This window comes from Bradyrhizobium sp. NDS-1 (assembly GCF_032918005.1).
Taxonomy (GTDB): domain Bacteria; phylum Pseudomonadota; class Alphaproteobacteria; order Rhizobiales; family Xanthobacteraceae; genus Bradyrhizobium; species Bradyrhizobium tunisiense.
The window spans coordinates 6,082,587-6,099,750 of record NZ_CP136628.1; the positions used below are offsets into that span (position 1 = coordinate 6,082,587).

General features: G+C 64.3%; 16 protein-coding genes. 7 read left to right on the forward strand and 9 right to left on the reverse strand.

Annotated features, from left to right (window positions below; translation table 11 throughout):
* Positions 1–153 precede the first annotated feature (153 nt).
* Both RX330_RS28355 and RX330_RS28360 read right to left on the reverse strand, forming a co-directional pair.
* A complete protein-coding gene (locus RX330_RS28355) occupies positions 154–1,119 on the reverse strand; it encodes a J domain-containing protein (protein WP_317240662.1) in 966 nt (321 codons plus the stop codon).
* A gap of 186 nt (positions 1,120–1,305) precedes the next feature.
* On the reverse strand, positions 1,306–1,713 hold the full coding sequence (locus RX330_RS28360; protein WP_212080882.1) for an RT0821/Lpp0805 family surface protein: 408 nt from the start codon (positions 1,711–1,713) through the stop codon (positions 1,306–1,308).
* Positions 1,714–1,826: 113 nt separating this feature from the next.
* Here RX330_RS28360 and pdxH point away from each other — a divergent pair, with 113 nt between their 5' ends.
* The gene (gene pdxH, locus RX330_RS28365; protein WP_317240663.1) at positions 1,827–2,468 is read left to right on the forward strand and encodes a pyridoxamine 5'-phosphate oxidase; all 642 of its coding nucleotides are present in this window, start codon (positions 1,827–1,829) and stop codon (positions 2,466–2,468) included.
* 38 nt (positions 2,469–2,506) lie between these two features.
* Complete coding sequence (locus RX330_RS28370; RefSeq protein WP_317240664.1) at positions 2,507–3,259, forward strand: SDR family NAD(P)-dependent oxidoreductase; 753 nt, start codon at positions 2,507–2,509, stop codon at positions 3,257–3,259.
* Between the two features lie 155 nt (positions 3,260–3,414).
* On the opposite strand, the gene RX330_RS28375 is transcribed toward RX330_RS28370, so the two are convergent.
* A complete protein-coding gene (locus RX330_RS28375) occupies positions 3,415–3,633 on the reverse strand; it encodes a hypothetical protein (RefSeq protein WP_212080879.1) in 219 nt (72 codons plus the stop codon).
* Between the two features lie 185 nt (positions 3,634–3,818).
* Positions 3,819–4,796, reverse strand: a complete 978-nt coding sequence (locus RX330_RS28380; protein ID WP_212080878.1) for a magnesium transporter CorA family protein — start codon at positions 4,794–4,796, stop codon at positions 3,819–3,821.
* Positions 4,797–5,123: 327 nt separating this feature from the next.
* Here RX330_RS28380 and RX330_RS28385 point away from each other — a divergent pair, with 327 nt between their 5' ends.
* The gene (locus RX330_RS28385; RefSeq protein ID WP_212080877.1) at positions 5,124–5,804 is read left to right on the forward strand and encodes a L,D-transpeptidase; all 681 of its coding nucleotides are present in this window, start codon (positions 5,124–5,126) and stop codon (positions 5,802–5,804) included.
* Positions 5,805–5,840: 36 nt separating this feature from the next.
* Here the strand turns inward: RX330_RS28385 and RX330_RS28390 are convergent, their stop codons facing one another.
* The gene (locus RX330_RS28390) at positions 5,841–6,923 is read right to left on the reverse strand and encodes an extensin family protein (RefSeq protein ID WP_317240665.1); all 1,083 of its coding nucleotides are present in this window, start codon (positions 6,921–6,923) and stop codon (positions 5,841–5,843) included.
* Positions 6,924–6,987: 64 nt separating this feature from the next.
* Here RX330_RS28390 and RX330_RS28395 point away from each other — a divergent pair, with 64 nt between their 5' ends.
* Together RX330_RS28395 and RX330_RS28400 are read left to right on the forward strand one after the other, a co-directional pair.
* Positions 6,988–8,616: a fatty-acid--CoA ligase gene (locus RX330_RS28395; protein WP_317240666.1), complete on the forward strand. Its 1,629-nt coding sequence runs from the start codon at positions 6,988–6,990 to the stop codon at positions 8,614–8,616.
* Between the two features lie 230 nt (positions 8,617–8,846).
* The gene (locus RX330_RS28400) at positions 8,847–9,701 is read left to right on the forward strand and encodes a DUF1499 domain-containing protein (RefSeq protein WP_317240667.1); all 855 of its coding nucleotides are present in this window, start codon (positions 8,847–8,849) and stop codon (positions 9,699–9,701) included.
* 117 nt (positions 9,702–9,818) lie between these two features.
* On the opposite strand, the gene RX330_RS28405 is transcribed toward RX330_RS28400, so the two are convergent.
* The 4 genes from RX330_RS28405 to RX330_RS28420 form a co-directional block, all read right to left on the reverse strand.
* A complete protein-coding gene (locus tag RX330_RS28405; protein WP_317240668.1) occupies positions 9,819–10,742 on the reverse strand; it encodes an MBL fold metallo-hydrolase in 924 nt (307 codons plus the stop codon).
* Between the two features lie 162 nt (positions 10,743–10,904).
* Positions 10,905–12,119, reverse strand: a complete 1,215-nt coding sequence (locus tag RX330_RS28410) for an acyl-CoA dehydrogenase (RefSeq protein WP_063196452.1) — start codon at positions 12,117–12,119, stop codon at positions 10,905–10,907.
* A 139-nt stretch (positions 12,120–12,258) separates the two neighbouring features.
* A complete protein-coding gene (gene ribB, locus RX330_RS28415) occupies positions 12,259–13,335 on the reverse strand; it encodes a 3,4-dihydroxy-2-butanone-4-phosphate synthase (protein WP_317240669.1) in 1,077 nt (358 codons plus the stop codon).
* Between the two features lie 170 nt (positions 13,336–13,505).
* Complete coding sequence (locus RX330_RS28420) at positions 13,506–15,236, reverse strand: cation:proton antiporter (protein ID WP_212080870.1); 1,731 nt, start codon at positions 15,234–15,236, stop codon at positions 13,506–13,508.
* A gap of 67 nt (positions 15,237–15,303) precedes the next feature.
* Between RX330_RS28420 and RX330_RS28425 the strand changes: the two genes are divergently transcribed.
* Together RX330_RS28425 and RX330_RS28430 are read left to right on the forward strand one after the other, a co-directional pair.
* The gene (locus tag RX330_RS28425; protein WP_375847643.1) at positions 15,304–15,831 is read left to right on the forward strand and encodes a DUF3124 domain-containing protein; all 528 of its coding nucleotides are present in this window, start codon (positions 15,304–15,306) and stop codon (positions 15,829–15,831) included.
* A 95-nt stretch (positions 15,832–15,926) separates the two neighbouring features.
* Positions 15,927–17,159, forward strand: coding sequence for a PLP-dependent aminotransferase family protein (locus RX330_RS28430; RefSeq protein WP_317240671.1), 1,233 nt, complete (start codon positions 15,927–15,929; stop codon positions 17,157–17,159).
* Positions 17,160–17,164: the final 5 nt, after the last annotated feature.

Consider the following 17,164-nt stretch of genomic DNA (forward strand, 5'->3'; position numbering starts at 1 on the left):
CCCTCTCGAGGCCGCACCTTTTTATCGGCTGCCCCGCCGGACAGCCGATACGTCACGTCAGCGTCGAAGCGCGAGCCGCGCTTCAGGCGTATGTTGAGCATCATCCTTTCGGGAAGAGAATGCTCCGATCGTCGAGCCGGCCTGGATAGCGCCCTAGCCGAGTCCGCTCCGTGGATTGTAGGGGTGTTGGTCCCGCCACTTTTCCATCAATGCCTCAAGTTCGGCATCGTTCCCGTCCGGTAGCATAATCCTGATGGTGACGAAGAGATCCCCGGTTCCGCCGGCTTTCGGCAGCCCCTTGCCCTTGAGGCGGAAGGTCCGGCCGCTGGACGTGTTTTTCGGGACCGAAAGCTCCACGGCATTGCCGAGGGTCGGCACGCGGACCTTGGCCCCGAGCACGGCCTCGTAGAGCGTAACCGGCAGGTCGATGCGCAAGTCGGCGCCTTCCACCTTGAAGAAGGGGTGCGGCGCGATGCTGATGGTGATCAGGAGGTCGCCGGGCGGATGGCCCTGCGCAGACTCGCCTTGCCCCCGGAGCCGGATCTGCTGGCCCTCGGCGACGCCGGCCGGAATCTTGACGTTGAGCTCCTTGCCCGTCGGCAGCCGGACGCGCTTCTCACCACCCTTGACCGACTCTTCCAGCGAGACGGACATGGCAACATTCACGTCGAGATCGAGCCCGATCCCGCCGGTGTCGAATTCGAACTGCCCGGCACTGCCAGCCCCAGGCCGCGCACCCCGCATCCCGCCGCCGAACATGCTGTTGAGGATATCCTCGAACGCGCCGCCGCCCGGGCCAGCACCCGCCCCGCCGCCCCGGAACGTATAGCTTTCGAACCCGCCGGGACCCGCGCGCCCGCGCGGCCCGCCGCCGCCCGGAAAACCCTGGAAGCGCGGCTTGCCCTCGGCGTCGATCTCGCCGCGGTCGAACTGCTTGCGCTTGTCTTCGTCGCCGATGATCTCGTTCGCCGAGTTGATCTCGGAGAACCGCTCGGCGGCTTTCGGGTCATCCTTGTTGCTGTCGGGATGGTGCTTCTTGGCAAGCTTGCGATAGGCGCTCTTGATCGCGGCAGCGCTCGCGCTCCGCGGCACCCCCAAGACCTCATAGGGGTCGCGCATCGTCACGTCTCCTTCAAGAAATCGAATTGTTCAAAGGGCTCCCCGCCCCACCTGCGATCCATGTGGGGAGAGAGTGGCATTTTTGCAACTAGGCTTGCCGGGCCGAATTTCTACGTTTGGAGGATGATCTTATCGGCCAGCCGGTTCCCGCTCCTGGCGAACGCGGCCCTTCGGGTCCGATCATGCTCAGCTCCGCCACGGCTTTAGCGTATGAATCTCCCAACGGCCACGGCCACTTTGACAGCCGGCGCCCTGGAGCCAGCTTTCGGTATTGCCGTTGACGTAGCTCGCCAGGAAATCGCGGCATCTGCGGCCGTCCTCGGCGGCATAGGACTGCGCGATCGGCGTCACCGAGCCACGCGCCCCGGTCTGCGGATTCTCCCAATGCTGGCTGGAATCCTTGTCGCCCTTGCTGAGGACGTCGGTTGCGGCGTTGCGGGCGAAGGCGAGATCGGTCTCGGTCGGCGGGGCGTCCTTCGCCGGTTGCGCGATCGAGCCGGTGAGATCGTTGTCGTCGGCCTTGGCGTAGGCACTCTGGTCGTTGCGGGAGAAACTGCATCCCCCGGTCCCGAGTCCGATGAGGATGATCGCCATGACAAAGCCGGACGGCCGGATCGCCGATAGGCCAACGCGTCCCCATGCCCTATATAGGGCGGTAGCGGACAACAACGCGTTTTGGGCCGCGGGACGCAACTCGGACTCCAGACATGACCGACACGACCTCGATGAAACACCAGACACCCTTAACATCCGGTGATTTCACCGCCGCCGACGAGCCGTTTGCGCTTTTCCAGACCTGGCTGAACGAGGCGATCAAGAGCGAGCCGAACGATCCGAACGCGATGGCGCTCGCAACCGTCGACCCCGACGGGCTGCCTGACGTGCGCATGGTGCTCATGAAGGGCTTCGATACCGAGGGTTTTGTCTTCTACAGCCACATCGCGAGCCAGAAGGGCCGCGAACTCGCCGCAAACCCTAAGGCCGCGTTACTTTTTCACTGGAAGTCGCTACGCCGTCAGGTCCGCATCCGCGGCAACGTGACGCCGGTGACCGACGCCGAGGCCGACGCCTATTTCGCCACCCGGCCCAAGCAGGCGCAGATCGGCGCCTGGGCGAGCAAGCAGTCGCAGGAGCTGGAGAGCCGCTTCGCCTTCGAGCAGGCCATCGCGAAAGTCGCGGCCAGATACGTCATCGGCGAAGTGCCGCGGCCGCCCGGGTGGAGCGGCTGGCGCATCACGCCGTCGCGGATCGAGTTCTGGCACGACCGCCCATTCCGTCTGCATGACCGCATCGAATTTCGCCGTGACGCCGCCGACCAGAAGTGGTCCAAGACGCGGATGTACCCTTGAGCCTGATCTCGAACTTTGGGCCGACCTGAAAGATGTCCATGCCGCATTCGTCCAATGCGCCGCGCCGTACGCTGCTCCTGACCGGAGCCAGCCGCGGCATCGGCCACGCCACCGTGATCCGCTTCTCCTCGGCCGGCTGGCGCGTCATCACCTGCTCGCGGCATCCCTTTCCGGAAGACTGCCCGTGGGACGCGGGGCCTGAGGACCACATCCAGGTCGACCTCGGCAATCCCCAGGACACGGCGCGCGCGATCAATGAGATTCGCGACCGGCTCGAGGGCGGCACGCTGCATGCGCTGGTCAACAACGCCGCGATCTCGCCGAAGGGCCCCGGCGGCTCCCGGCTCGGCTCGGTCGACACCGATCTCGACACATGGACTCACGTCTTCCATGTCAATTTCTTCGCGCCGATCATGATTGCACGCGGGCTGATCGAGGAATTGAAGGCGGCCAAGGGCTCGGTCGTGAACGTCACCTCCATCGCGGGCTCGCGCGTGCATCCCTTCGCGGGTGCGGCCTATGCGACGTCCAAGGCCGCGCTCGCCTCGCTGACGCGTGAGATGGCCTCCGACTTCGGCCGCGTCGGCGTGCGCGTCAACGCCATCGCGCCGGGCGAGATCGACACCTCGATCCTGTCACCGGGCACCGAGAAGATCGTCGAGCAGCAGATCCCGATGCACCGGCTCGGCACGCCCGACGAGGTCGCCAAGATCATCTACGTGCTGTGCACGGACACCAGCTCTTACGTCAACGGCGCCGAGATCCACATCAACGGCGGCCAGCACGTATAGCGTCCTCGTCATTGCAAGCGGCTTGCCCCCCCAAGCTCAACGAGCGAAGGCGGAAGCGAAGCAATCACGGAATTGGAAATTGTGCTTCGGGGAAACAAGGCGATCCAGACAACGCCGCCGCAAGACCTGGATCGCCCGCCGTTCCTCCCCGTTCCTCAATCGAGTCGAATTCGACGCGACCTCTCGCGCGGCCGCGGAGCGGCCGTGCTGAATGCAGTCGAGCAGTCGTCGTCGTTCTCGCCGTCGAGCAGCGGAGCACCACAGTGCCGGCACATGCGTGCCGACAACGACGGCGCCTTGCCGCTCGTCACCGCCTGACGATAGTTCGCCAGATCGATGACGTTGCGGGGCGTCGTTATGTGTTTTTCAACCATGGTTGTTCCTCGCGGCTAACATGCTGCTTATCGCAGACAAGTTTCGCGCAAACGTTCAGCCCACTGCTCAAATTTTACCGGAGGAATTGGGGCGGCACACAGGCATCACCGCGCGGCCGCAATCCCGCTCTATTCTGCGACACCAACCATCGTGTCTCTGCGTCCGGTGTAAGGTCTCGGTAGTGTTACAGCCACTTCTTCCACTTGAAGAGCCAGTACGGGACGATCGCGGCGATCAGCATCATCACCAGCGCCATCGGATAGCCGTGTACCCATTCGAGTTCCGGCATCACCTTGAAATTCATGCCGTAGATCGAGGCGATCAGCGTCGGCGGCATCAGGACGACGGCCATGACCGAGAACAGCTTGATGATGTTGTTCTGCTCGAGATTGACGACGCCGAGCATGGCGTCGAGCACGAAGGTGATCTTGCTGGAGAGATAGGAGGCGTGATCGGTCAGTGACGCCACGTCGCGCTGCATGGTCTTGAGCTGCTCGCGCATGTCCTTCGACCATTTCACGCCCTCCACCACCGCGGAGAGGAACGTGACGACGCGGCCGATGGACACCAGGCTCTCGCGAACCTTCGAGGTCAGATCGCCCTTGCGGCCGATCGAGATCAGGATCTGGGAATATTGCTTGGCATGACCGTGGCGCTCGCTCTCGGGCTCGAAGATGTCGTGGCTGACCTGGTCGATCTCGGCGCCGCAGCGCTCCAGGATGTCGGCGCAGCGGTCGATTACGGCGTCCAGCAGCTCCATCAGCACCATCTCGCCGGTGATCGCGGGCGTGCAGGAGCGGGCGAGCTTGGCCTCAACCAGGGCAAAGGGCTTGGGCTGGTCGTAGCGCACTGTCACGAGGCGGTGGTCGCCGAGGATGAAGGTCACCGCCGTGGTCCGGGGCATGTCGGTATCGGAGTGGCACATCAGCGTCGCGGTCATGTAGCGCGCGCCGTTCTCGATATAGAGACGACTGGAGATCTCGATCTCCTGCATGTCTTCCCGGGTCGGGATGGCAATGCCCGCGAGCCGCTCCACCGCCTTGTCCTCGGCGGCGCTGGGATTGACGAGATCGATCCAGACCGCGCTCTCCGGCAGTACCGTGAGGTCCTCGACGACGGCCTTCTTGAGGGCGGACTCGGAGGGAACAAACACCGAAAACATGCACGACTCCAGAAAACCTGCGTCAGAACGACAGCCCTTAGCGCGATTCTGACAAGTTCACGATGACAACCAGATTAACGAAGCGTTTGCACTTGCGGCCCAACTGTGGCCCGGAATCGACAGTTCGGCGCTTCCCGCCCAAATAACCTCCACTCCGCCGCAAAATTTGCGGCAGAAAAGCCACAGCTACGGTCTTGCAGCGCGGGAAAAGGGCTTCAGTGCTGGAATTGTGGCAGATTTCAACGATAATGGGGATTAACGGAGTCGAGGAACTTGGGCGCCAAGCTCAAGCGTTCCGCACGGTATTGTTTTGATTGGAACCAAACCATGTCGTCGCTGAAAGTCATATTTGGAATTCTGGCCGCTGGTCTGATGCTGTCAGGCTGCATGCAGGCCACGCGCTACGAGGCGACCGACACCAAGGCGTTCAAGCCGAAGGACAAGGAACTCCTTGCCAAGGTCAAGTACGAGAATAATGCGGTCGCCGAGCCGTTCCGCCGCGCCATTGTCGAATTCCACCGCAAGGAAGCGCCGGGCTCGATCGTGGTCGATTCCGACAACCATTACCTCTATTACGTGCTGGAGGGCGGCAAGGCGATCCGCTACGGCATCACCGTCGGCGAAGAGGCCATGGCCTGGTCGGGAATCGCCAAGGTGGCCAGCAAGACCGAGTGGCCGGCCTGGCACCCCACCCCCGGCGAAATCTCGCGCCTGGGCGTGCCGACCTACGTTGCACCCGGACCGGACAATCCGATGGGCTCCCGCGCGCTGTACCTCCATTCGGGAGGCAAGGACACGCTGTTCCGTATCCACGGCACCAACCAGCCGGAATATATCGGCGCCTCGATCTCGTCAGGCTGTATCCGCCTGACCAACGAGGACGCGATCGATCTCTATGATCGCGTCAAGCTCGGCACCCTCGTCGTGGTGCTCGAGCCCAAGCACGGCGATTCGCCCTACAATTCGCGGCTGGCGCTCCAGGGCGGCGGCTCCGCTTCTTCTTACTGAGCAGGGCCATCCTGAGACGTTTCAAAAGCGCCGGTTTCACCGGCGCTTTTTTGTTGCGGGCTTGGACGGCTGGGCTTTGTTGCCATCAGCGGTCGGCTTGTCTCCGGACGCAGGCGATTTCTCCGCCTCCCCGCCATCGGCCCCCTCCGCGCCCGGCTTGGCCGCGACCTCGCGAGGCGGCGCCTCGTCAGGGCGTTCCGCCGGCAGCAAGGGGGCGACCTGCGGCAGCGGATCCCAGACGTTCCACTGGCAGATCCGGTAGTCGTTGCGCCGCTGCGCCAGGTCGAGATGGATATGGTCCTCGTGGTACCAGTCCGAACCCGGGCCGAGCACGGTGGAGAACCGCGCGCAGACCGAGTGCAGCACGCGCTCACGCACCTCGCGCGGCATGGTACGGTCGGTAAGACCGATCGATTGCCCGTTGGCCAGCTTGATGGCACGTATGTCGAGGGCATTGGCCTTGCCGTGCTCCGACAGCATCGCGCCGGCGACACGGTTGCGGCCGCGACACTCGAACGAATCGAAATTATCGAGTTCGCCAATGGTCGAGCCGAGGCTGGTGGCGAGCGGCGCGATGTCCTTGCGCAGCCAATCAGCGATCGCGGACGCCATGGTGCAGCGGAGAATGGCCGCCGGCTTGACGGTCACCTTGCGCTTGTCCGGCAGCACGACGGCTTCCAGCCGCACCAGATCCTCGCCGCCACAGACGCCGGGGCCGCGGATATCCGGAATTGAGGGCGCGATCGCGATCTCCTCGGTCAGCGCGAGACGACAGGCCGAGACCGGCTTCTCGGGCGGCGGCACGGCTTCGGCAGGCTTCTCCGCACTCGGCTTGTCCGGAGATGGCTTGCCCTCTGCCTGTGATGGCCCCTCGTCGGTCGCTTTCGGGGCCTCTTCGGGACGCGATTTTGGGAGGGGAATCCTGGCGGCGCGGACGGCTGCGCGCGGCTTTGGGGCCCCAAGATTGAAGATATCGAGCGGCGCGGGATATTTCCGCGCCTCCGCCCTCTCGGCGAACACCAGTGACAGCCCGACCGCAGCGGTAACCATTGCCGCCCCAGTGGACATAAAGCCGCGACAAGACCATTTGCGGCGAAAGTCCGGCACGCTAAAACCCATGGCAATCTTTGGCCCAACGCTGAGAGCGAAAACGCGCCCAGCGGCTTCTCGGAGGAACGTCGGAATGCTTGGTTTGATGCAAGATTGGCCCCTGCTCTGCCACCGGATCATCGAACACGCCGCCAGGATTCATGGCAAGCAGGAGGTGGTCACACGCTCGGTCGAGGGACCGATTCATCGCACCACTTACGCCGAGATCCACAAGCGCGCGCTCAAGGTCTCGCAGGTGCTGGAGCGCGACGGCATCAAGCTCGGCGACCGTGTCGCAACGATCGCCTGGAACACCTGGCGCCATCTCGAGGTGTGGTACGGCATCATGGGGATCGGCGCTATCTGCCATACCGTCAATCCCCGCCTTTTCCCCGAGCAGATCGCCTGGATCATCAACCATGCGCAGGACCGCATCGTGATGACCGACATCACCTTCGTTCCGGTCCTGGAGAAGATCGCCGACAAGCTGACGAGCGTGGAACGCTACGTCGTGCTGACCGACAAGGCGCATATGCCCGCGACCACGCTGAAGAATGTCGTCGCCTATGAGGACTGGATTGCGGAGGCCGACGGCAAATTCAAATGGAAGGACTTTGACGAGAACACGGCAGCCGCGATGTGCTACACGTCGGGCACGACGGGCGACCCCAAGGGTGTGCTGTATTCGCATCGCTCCAACGTGCTGCACGCGCTGATGGCCAACAATGTCGACGCGCTCGGCACGAGCGCGTCCGAGACGATGCTGCCGGTGGTTCCGCTGTTCCATGCCAACAGCTGGGGCATCGCATTCTCCGCCCCCTCCCAGGGCACCAAGCTGGTCATGCCGGGTGCCAAGCTCGACGGCGCATCGGTCTATGAGCTGCTCTCGACCGAGAAGGTGACGCACACCGCCGGCGTTCCGACGGTGTGGCTGATGCTGCTCCAGCACATGACCGCCAATAATCTCAAGCTGCCGAACCTGAAGATGGTGATCTGCGGCGGCTCGGCGATGCCGCGCTCGATGATCAAGGCCTTCCTCGACATGGGCTCGAACGTGCGTCACGCCTGGGGCATGACCGAGATGAGCCCGATCGGCAGCGTCGCGGCGCTGAAGCCGCCATTCCAGGATGCCACCGGCGATGCGCGACTCGACGTGCTGCAGATGCAGGGCTATGCGCCCTTCGCGGTCGAGATGAAGATCACCGACGATGCCGGCAAGGAGCTACCCTGGGACGGCAAGACGTTCGGCCGCCTCAAGGTCGCCGGCCCGGCCGTCGCCAAGGCCTATTACCGGGTGGATACCAACATCCTCGACGAGGAAGGCTTCTTCGACACCGGCGACGTCTCGACCATCGACGAGGACGGCTATATGCGGATCACTGACCGCTCCAAGGACGTCATCAAGTCCGGCGGCGAGTGGATCTCCTCGATCGACCTCGAAAATCTCGCGGTCGGCCATCCGGCCGTGGCGGAAGCTGCCGTGATCGGCGTATTCCACCCCAAATGGGACGAGCGGCCGCTCCTGATCGTGCAGCTCAAGCAGGGCCAGCAGGCCACGCGCGAGGACATCCTGAAATACATGGACGGCAAGATCGCCAAATGGTGGATGCCGGACGACGTCGCCTTCGTCGAGGGTATTCCGCATACCGCCACCGGCAAGATCCTGAAGACGGCGCTGCGCGACCAGTTCAAGGATTACCGCTTCCCGAACGCTGCGGCGTAAGCCACGACCACCGGCATGCCCGGGCTTCGTCCCGGGCATCCACGTTCTGGGCGTGGATGGCCGGGGCATAGGCGAGCGGAAGCGACGCCGTCCTTGGGACGGCTATCCCCGGCCATGACGATGCAGGGGTCCCCGGAACCCTTGAATTTGCCTCCGCGCCGTGGTCTCAACGGCCCATCGTCGCGCCGGATCGGCCGGCATCGCTCCAAATCCCCGGCAGAGCTCACTCGATGGCCCGCAGGTTTTCCGCTCCCTATCAGTCGGAGCCCGTGTCCAGCCTCGCGAGCTGGGCGCGCAACCTAGCCGTGTTCGCGGTGGTGGCCGTGGTGGTGTCGGTCATCATCGTCCGTTTCGATTTCCTGGAGCCGAAGCCGGCGCTTGCGACCTTCCTCGGCGGCCTCGCGATCGCCGGCCTCTCGATCCTGTTCGGGCTCGCCGGCTTTGCCGCGATCTGGCAGAACGGCTCGCGCGGCATGGCGCGCATCCTGCTCGCCCTTCTGATCGACGGAGCGATCCTCGCCTACCCCGCCTATCTGGCCTTGCAATATCGCAAGCTGCCGGCGATCCATGACATCACCACCGACCCGATTGATCCGCCGCGTTTCGACGCGCTGGCGCGCCTGCGCACCGGCGAGGGCACCAACACCGCGGTCTATGCCGGGCTCTATTCGGCGGAGCAGCAGCGCCACTTCTATCCAGAGATCGAGCCGGTCGAGCTCGAGATTTCCGTCGACCGCGCCTATGCGATCGCGCTGCAGCTCGTCAACAAGCGCAAATGGATCATCATCGACGAGCGCGCGCCGCAGCCGCCTCGCCGCATCGGCCGCATCGAGGCGGTGGCGCGCACGCCGATCATGGGTTTTCGCGAGGACGTTTCGATAAGGTTCGTGGCGGACGGCGATGACTCCCGCGTCGATATCCGTTCGGCCTCGCGCAATTTCGACAGCGATCTCGGCAGCAACGCCGCACGCGTCAAGAAATTCATCGACGATCTCAACACCGCGGCCGACGCCGACGCGCTCAAGCCCGTGAAGAAGACGCCGGTGACGCCGCCGAAGGCACCGGCAAAGACGGTCAAGAAGTAGCCTCGCTGTCATTCCGGGGCGTGCGAAGCACGAACCCGGAATCCATCGGGCGGCGGAGTTCGTCGATGAATGGATTCCGGGCTCTCGCTTCGCGAGCCCCGGAATGACAGCGGAGAGCTACGCGCCAGCCATCCGATAGGTCCCGCCGATCACCGGATCGCCCTCGGTCGCGACCACGCCGCGGGCGACCAGGTCTTCCAGGTGCGCCAGCACCGAATAGCCGGCCGCCGTCGTGAGCCTGGGATCGATGCCGATATAGATCGCGCGCACCATGGTCTGGATGTCGGTCTCGCCCTTGGCGAGGCGGTGCAGGATCGAGGCCTCGCGCGCCTTGCGATGCCGGATCAGGAATCGCACGAAGCGCTGGCCGTCGGGGATCTCGGGGCCGTGGCCGGAGAAGTAGAGATCCTCTTCGCGTGCGGCGAGCCGGTCGAGCGAATCCATGTAGTCGATCATCGAGCCGTCTGGCGGCGCCACGATCGAGGTGGACCAGCCCATCACGTGATCGCCGACGAAGTTGAACTTTCGCTCCGGCCAGGCGAATGCCAGATGATTGGCGGTGTGCCCCGGCGTCGCCACCGCCTCGAGCCGCCAGCCGTCGCCTTCGACGACGTCGCCATGTGCAAGGTTGATGTCAGGTGCAAAATCGCGGTCGGATCCGGATTCCGGATCGTGCTTCTCGCTCTCGAAACGTGGGCGCGAGGCCCGGTGTGGGCCTTCGGCATAGACCGGCGCCCCTGTCGCCTGCTTGATCCGCGCGGTGTTCGGCGAATGGTCGCGATGGGTGTGGGTGACGAAGATATGGCTCACCGTCTCGCCGCGCACGGCATCGAGCAGCGCAGCCGCATGCGCCGCATCATCAGGACCGGGATCGATGATCGCGACATTGCCCTTGCCGACGATGTAGCTGACCGTGCCGGTGAAGGTGAACGGGCTCGGATTGTTACAGAGCACGCGGCGTACGCCGGGTCGGACTTCTTCGACGATGCCGGCTTTCAGCGGAAAGTTTCGGTTGAACGGGACGTCGTCATTATCGGACATGGGGACTTCCTGCGCACTGCTGCCCCACCCCTCGCCGTCATACCCCGCGAAGGCGGGGTATCCAGTACGCCGAGGCGTTTGCGGCGAAGGCTAGGTCTCTAGAATACTGGATCGTCCGCTTTCGCGGACGATGACAGCGGAGCATATCAACGACGCCCGTTCTCAGAAAAACGCCTGAATGCCAGTGATTGCCCGGCCCAGGATCAGGGCGTGGACGTCGTGGGTGCCCTCGTAGGTGTTGACGGTCTCGAGGTTATGGACGTGGCGCATCACGTGGTACTCGATCGAGATGCCGTTGCCGCCGTGCATGTCGCGGGCGACACGGGCGATGTCGAGGGCCTTGCCGCAATTGTTGCGCTTCATGATCGAGATCATCTCGGGCGCGAACTTGCCCTCGTCCATCAGCCGGCCGACGCGAAGCGAGCCCTGCAGGCCGAGCGCGATTTCGGTCTGCATGTCGGCGAGCTTCTTCTGCACCAGCTGGGTCGCGGCCAGCGGCCTGCCGAACTGCTTGCGGTCGAGCGTGTACTGGCGCGCGCGATGCATGCAATCCTCGGCCGCGCCGAGCACGCCCCAGGAGATGCCGTAGCGGGCGCGGTTGAGGCAGCCGAACGGACCCTTGAGGCCCGAGACGTTGGGCAGCAGCGCGTCTTCCGGAACCACGACGCCGTCCATCACGACCTCGCCGGTGATGGAGGCGCGAAGCGACAGCTTGCCGCCGATCTTCGGCGCGGACAAGCCCTTCATGCCCTTCTCCAGCACGAAGCCGCGGATCTGGTTGTCGTGCGCGGCCGACTTGGCCCAGACCACGAACACGTCGGCGATCGGCGCGTTCGAGATCCACATCTTGCTGCCGGTGAGGCGATAGCCGTCCGCGACCTTCTCGGCACGCGTCTTCATGCCGGCCGGGTCGGAGCCGGCATCGGGCTCGGTCAGGCCGAAGCAGCCGACCCACTCGCCGCTGGCGAGCTTCGGCAGGTACTTCTTGCGCTGGTTCTCGTCGCCATAGGCGTAGATCGGGTACATCACCAGCGAGGACTGCACCGAGTTCATCGAGCGATAGCCGGAATCGACCCGCTCGATCTCGCGCGCGACCAGGCCATAGGCGACGTAGCTCGCATTGGCGCAGCCATATTCCTCCGGCAGCGTGATGCCGATCAGGCCGAGCTCACCCATCTCGTTGAAGATCTCGCGGTCGGTCTTCTCCTCGAGATAGGCCTTGGTGACGCGCGGCAGCAGCTTGTCCTGGGCGTAGGCGCGGGCGGTGTCGCGCACCATGCGCTCGTCTTCGGTCAGCTGCTCGTCGAGCAGGAACGGATCGTCCCACTGGAAAGAAGCCGCAGCCGGCTTGTCCTTGGCCTGAGGGCGCACGCTCATGAAACGTCCTTTCGTCTGGTTCCGTCAAAATTTGCCCGACAAAGTAGAGCGCCGCGGCAACAAGTGCAATTGCGTTGCAGATGGTGGGATCTGCGTGAATCCCCCGGGGACGCGCGTGGCGCGCCCCGGAACGACAGCGCTAGCTTTCAAGCTGCTCGTTGGCGACGATCTCGATGCCGAAGCCCGACAAGCCTTTGTAGTCGTGCACCGAGGAGGTGAGATGCCGGATCGAGGTGACGCCGAGGTCGCGCAAGATCTGCGCGCCGACGCCGACTTCGCGCCACTGGCGGTTGCGGTCGGCTTCCGTCGCCGACTCGTCCGGCAGCGCCGCCACGGGAACGCCGGCAGCGCCGTCGCGCAAGTAAACCAGCACCCCACGGCCGGATTTCTTGAAATGCTCGAGCACGGTCGCCATGTGCTTGTGCCCGGTGAAGATGTCCTTGACGATGTTCGGCTTGTGAAAGCGGGTCAGCACGTTCTTGCCGTCGCCGACGCCGTTATAGACGAAAGCGACGTGGGCGATGGAATCGAACGGCGACCGATAGGCATAGCCTTGCAAGGGGCCAATCGGGCTTTCGGTGACGAAGGTCGAGACCCGCTCGATCAACTTTTCGCGCGCCTGGCGGTAGGCGATCATGTCCGCGATGGTGACATGCTTGAGCTTGTGCTGGGCGGCGAAGCGGGCAACCTGCTCGCCTTTCATCACGCTGCCGTCGTCGTTCATCAGCTCGCTGATGACGCCGACCGGCGGCAGCCCGGAGAGCTTGCAGAGATCGACGGCCGCCTCGGTATGGCCGGAGCGAAGCAGCACGCCGCCGTCCTTGGCGATCAGCGGAAAGATGTGGCCGGGCCGGGCAAAATCGTTGGCGCCGGCATTGGGATTGGAGAGCGCGCGGCAGCAAGAGGCGCGCTCCTCGGCGGAGATGCCGGTGCCGCCATCGGGCTTGTAGTCGATCGACACCGTGAACGCAGTGGTGTGAGCGGAATCGTTATGGGCCACCATCGGATCGAGCCGTAGGCGGCGCGCGTCCTCGGTAGTCACGGGCGCGCAGACGATGCCGGAGGTGTGGCGGATGATGAACGCCATCTTCTCGGCGGTGCAGAGCGAGGCGGCGACGATCAGATCGCCCTCGCCCTCGCGGTCGTCGTCGTCGGTGACGACCACGAGCTCACCCCGGGCAAAGGCCTGCAAGACTTCCTGGACGCTATCGGGCATGTCCCAATCTCTATCGGTTATGCCGGGAGGCTTAGCTGGACTTCGGCCGGGGCGCTAGTGTCCTGGACGCAACCAGATATTCCGGGCGGCGGGCCATCGGAGGCGAGGCTTGCACCGAAGATACCAGGATATAGGCGCAGACAGCCGGAGAGGAAGGCGCCCGGACGCCGTCAGGGCAGCACTTCGCGCCGCTCACCGAGCCGCTGATCGAGCTCGGCGCGCTTGTCGGCCAGAAGACCCGCCTGGGCGGCTTCGATCACCGTGAACAGCTCGTGGGCATCGCTGAGCCGGGTCACGGTGACGTAGCTGGCGCCGGCCTCGTAGAGCGAGGCGACGTCGGCCAAGAGGTCCGCCGTGGCCACGATCAAGGCGGTCGGATTGAGGGCGCGGACGTGGCGGACCAGCTTCTCGTTGGTGGCGCCCTTCAGCAGCGAGTCCGGCACGCTGAGGATGATCATCTCGGACTTGCCGATGCCGGCATGGAGCAAGGTATCGACATTGCTGATGTCGCCATAGATCACGTGCAGGCCGCGCGAAAGCAGGGTCTGGTACACATTGGGGTTGAAGTCGACCACGGTGATCTGCTCGAGCAGCACCGGCGTCTGCCGCTCGACCTCGGCCAGCAGCGCGCTCGCTGCACGGAAAAAGCCGAGGATGACGATGCGGCGGGCCTCGCCATGGCCGGCCTCGTGCCCCTCCTCGGCATGGCCGCTGCCATGGTCGAGGTCGCGCAGGCCGATTCGCTTCAAGGGGCCGATCGCCCAGCGGATGATCTCGTCACTGCGGCTCATCGCGAAGGTCGAGAGCACCGCGAGCACCACGAAGGCGAAGGAAGCCGCGTTCGCCGTCTGCGCCGAGATATGGTGAGCGGCGACGCCGGTCTGGATGACCACCAGCGAGAACTCGGAAATCTGCGCGAGGTTCAGCGCCGGCAACAGGCTGGCGCGAAGGCCCTGCTTCATCAGATAAAGTGGCGTGAAGGTGGTGACGAGGCGGCTCACGACCGTGAAGGCCGCGATCATCAGCGCCAGCCCGATCACGGAGAGGCCGGGGATGGGAATGGTCATGCCGAGCGCGACGAAGAACAGGGTGATGAAGAAGTCCCGGAGCGTGGTGACCTTGGCGGTGACGTCGAGCGCGTAGGGAAAGGTCGAGAGCGAGACGCCGGCGATCAGGGCACCCATCTCGCGCGACAGCGACAGCCGTTCGGCGGTCTCGGAGACGAGGAAACACCAGGCCAGCGCGCCGAGCAGGATCAGCTCGGGCCGCCGGGCGATCTGGTGGAACAGCCGCGGCAGCACGTAGCGGCTGACCAGCAGGGCTGCGGTGACCAGCACCGCGACACGGCCGATCGAGAGCAGGATGACGCTGGCCTGCAGATTGGCAAGGCTCGGCTGCACCGCCAGGAAAAGGATGGCGAAGATGTCCTGCAGCACCAGCACGCCGAGCGTGATTCGTCCCGGCAGCGTGTCGAGCTCGCGCTTCTCGTAGAGCACCTTGACGATGATGACGGTGCTCGACAGTGCGCAGGCAACGCAGAGATAGACCGCATCGAATTGCCCGCCGCCGAGCGACAGGCCGATGCCGACGAAGAACAGGACGCCAAGCAGGCAACCGCCGAGCAGCTGTCCTCCCGCGGCGAACAGGATCACCTTTCCCGCCCGCACGATCTTCTTCAGGTCGATCTCCAGCCCGATCATGAACAGCATGAAGATCAGGCCGAGCTCGGAGATGACGCTGATCGATTCCTGCGAGTGGACCCAGCCGGCGCCGAATGGACCTATGCAGAAGCCGGCGATAAGATAGGCCAGGATCAGCGGCTGCCGGGAGAAATGGGCGAGCAGACCCAGCATCCAGGCAAACAGAATACAGAGAGTAATGTCGCGAATGAGCTCGTGCATGCCAAATTGGTCCGTTTTGCCGCACCCTAGAGGCGGGTTGCGGCGCGGCAAGCGAGCAATTCGTCACATGCGAGAAGGGCTGTTCGTAGCAATGCTGCTATGCTCCCTCGCCTTAGCCGCGCCCGTCGCCGCACAATCCAAGATCAGTATCGAACAGAACTTCGCCGATTCTCTCACCACAACGCCGAAGGAAGAACTCGTCATCTCCGGCGGGTTCTACGTGCCCGCCTATTCGAGCGTCGCGATGAGCCAGGGCAAGCTGCGTGTCGACTTCTCGGTGACCTTGAGTGTTCACAACGCCTCCGAAACCCAGCCGCTGGTGATCAAACGCATCGCCTATTTCGACACCGCAGGCAAGCAGGTCGAGAGCTACCTGAAGGGTCAGGTGGCTCTGAAGCCGCTGGCCACCGTCTCGATCTTCATTCCGACCGACGACGTGCGCGGCGGCACGGGGGCCAATTTCCTGGTCGACTGGGCCGCGACAGGCGAGATTGCCGAGCCCGTGGTCGAGGCCCTGATGGTTGGCGGCGTCGCCAATGCACACTACGCTTTCATCAGCCAGGGCCGCCCGACCCGGACGGCGACCAGGAAGTAAGGCCGTCCGACCCGGACGGTTGGCAAGAAACAAGAATAAGGTGAGCTGGCGCAACGCCGGCTGCCTCGACAAGAACAGAAACGAGGAACGCTCCCATGACGTCCAGCTTCGACTTCGCACCCCTGTTTCCGGCAGGGCTGCCGGCCCCTTCTGCGCGCTGGACAGGCCTTGCCAAATACAGCTTTGTGGGTGGCAATAACGATTCAGAGCAATTGCCGCTCGATGGCCTGATCGAGGCCACCACACTGGCGCTGCAGCGCGAGGGACGGTCGCTTGCCACCTATGGGCTGGCGCACGGTCCGCAGGGCTATTTGCCCCTGCGCGAATTCCTGGTGACGAAGCTGAAGCGCGATGCCGGCATCACCTGCACGGTCGACGACCTCATGATCGTCTCCGGCTCGCTGCAGGCGCTCGACCTCGTCAACGCGACGCTGCTGACGCGCGGCGACACCGTGATTTTCGAGCAGGATAGCTATCAGGGCTCACTGACCCGTCTGGCGCGTCTCGGCGTCAACGTGGTCGGCATTCCGCTCGATGCGGACGGCATGCGGATGGACCTGCTGGCGACGGCGCTGGCCGATCTGAAGAGCCGCGGCATCCGCCCCAAATACATCTACACCATTCCGACGGTGCAAAACCCGACCGGCAGCATCATGCCGGAGAGCCGTCGTGCCGAACTGGTCCGGCTCGCGACCGAGTATGGCGTGCCCATCTTCGAGGACGATTGCTATGCCGACCTCGTCTGGTCAGGGCAGCGGCCGCCGGCGATCTACGCGATGAGCGAGAGCGGCGGCGTGATCCATATCGGCTCGTTCTCCAAATCGATCGCGCCGGCGCTGCGCGTCGGCTTCATCGTGGCGCCCTGGGATGTGATGTCGCGGATGCTGGCGCTGAAGACGGATGCCGGCTCGGGCGCGCTGGAGCAGATGGTGCTCGCCACCTATTGCAAGCCACACTTTTCGACCCACGTGCCGGCTCTGACGAAGGCGCTGCGCACCAAGCTCGACACGCTGATGGAAGCCCTGAACGAGCAGTTCGGGACGGCCGCAGAATTCGAGGAGCCCAAGGGCGGCATCTTCCTCTGGGTAAAGCTGCCCGACCAGGTCGATACGCTGAAGCTGTATCAGGCCGCGCTCGCGGCGGGCGTCTCGATCAATCCGGGGCCGGAATGGTCGACCAACAAGGGCCATTCCAGCTCGCGGCTACGGCTTTGCTTTGCAAGTCCGACGCATCAGCAGATCCGCGAGGGCGTCGCCGTGCTGGCCGAGGTCTGCCGCAAGGAATTCGGCGTGCCGGCCCGCAGCGCCAATGTTGAGAAGCGGGCCTGAGGCGC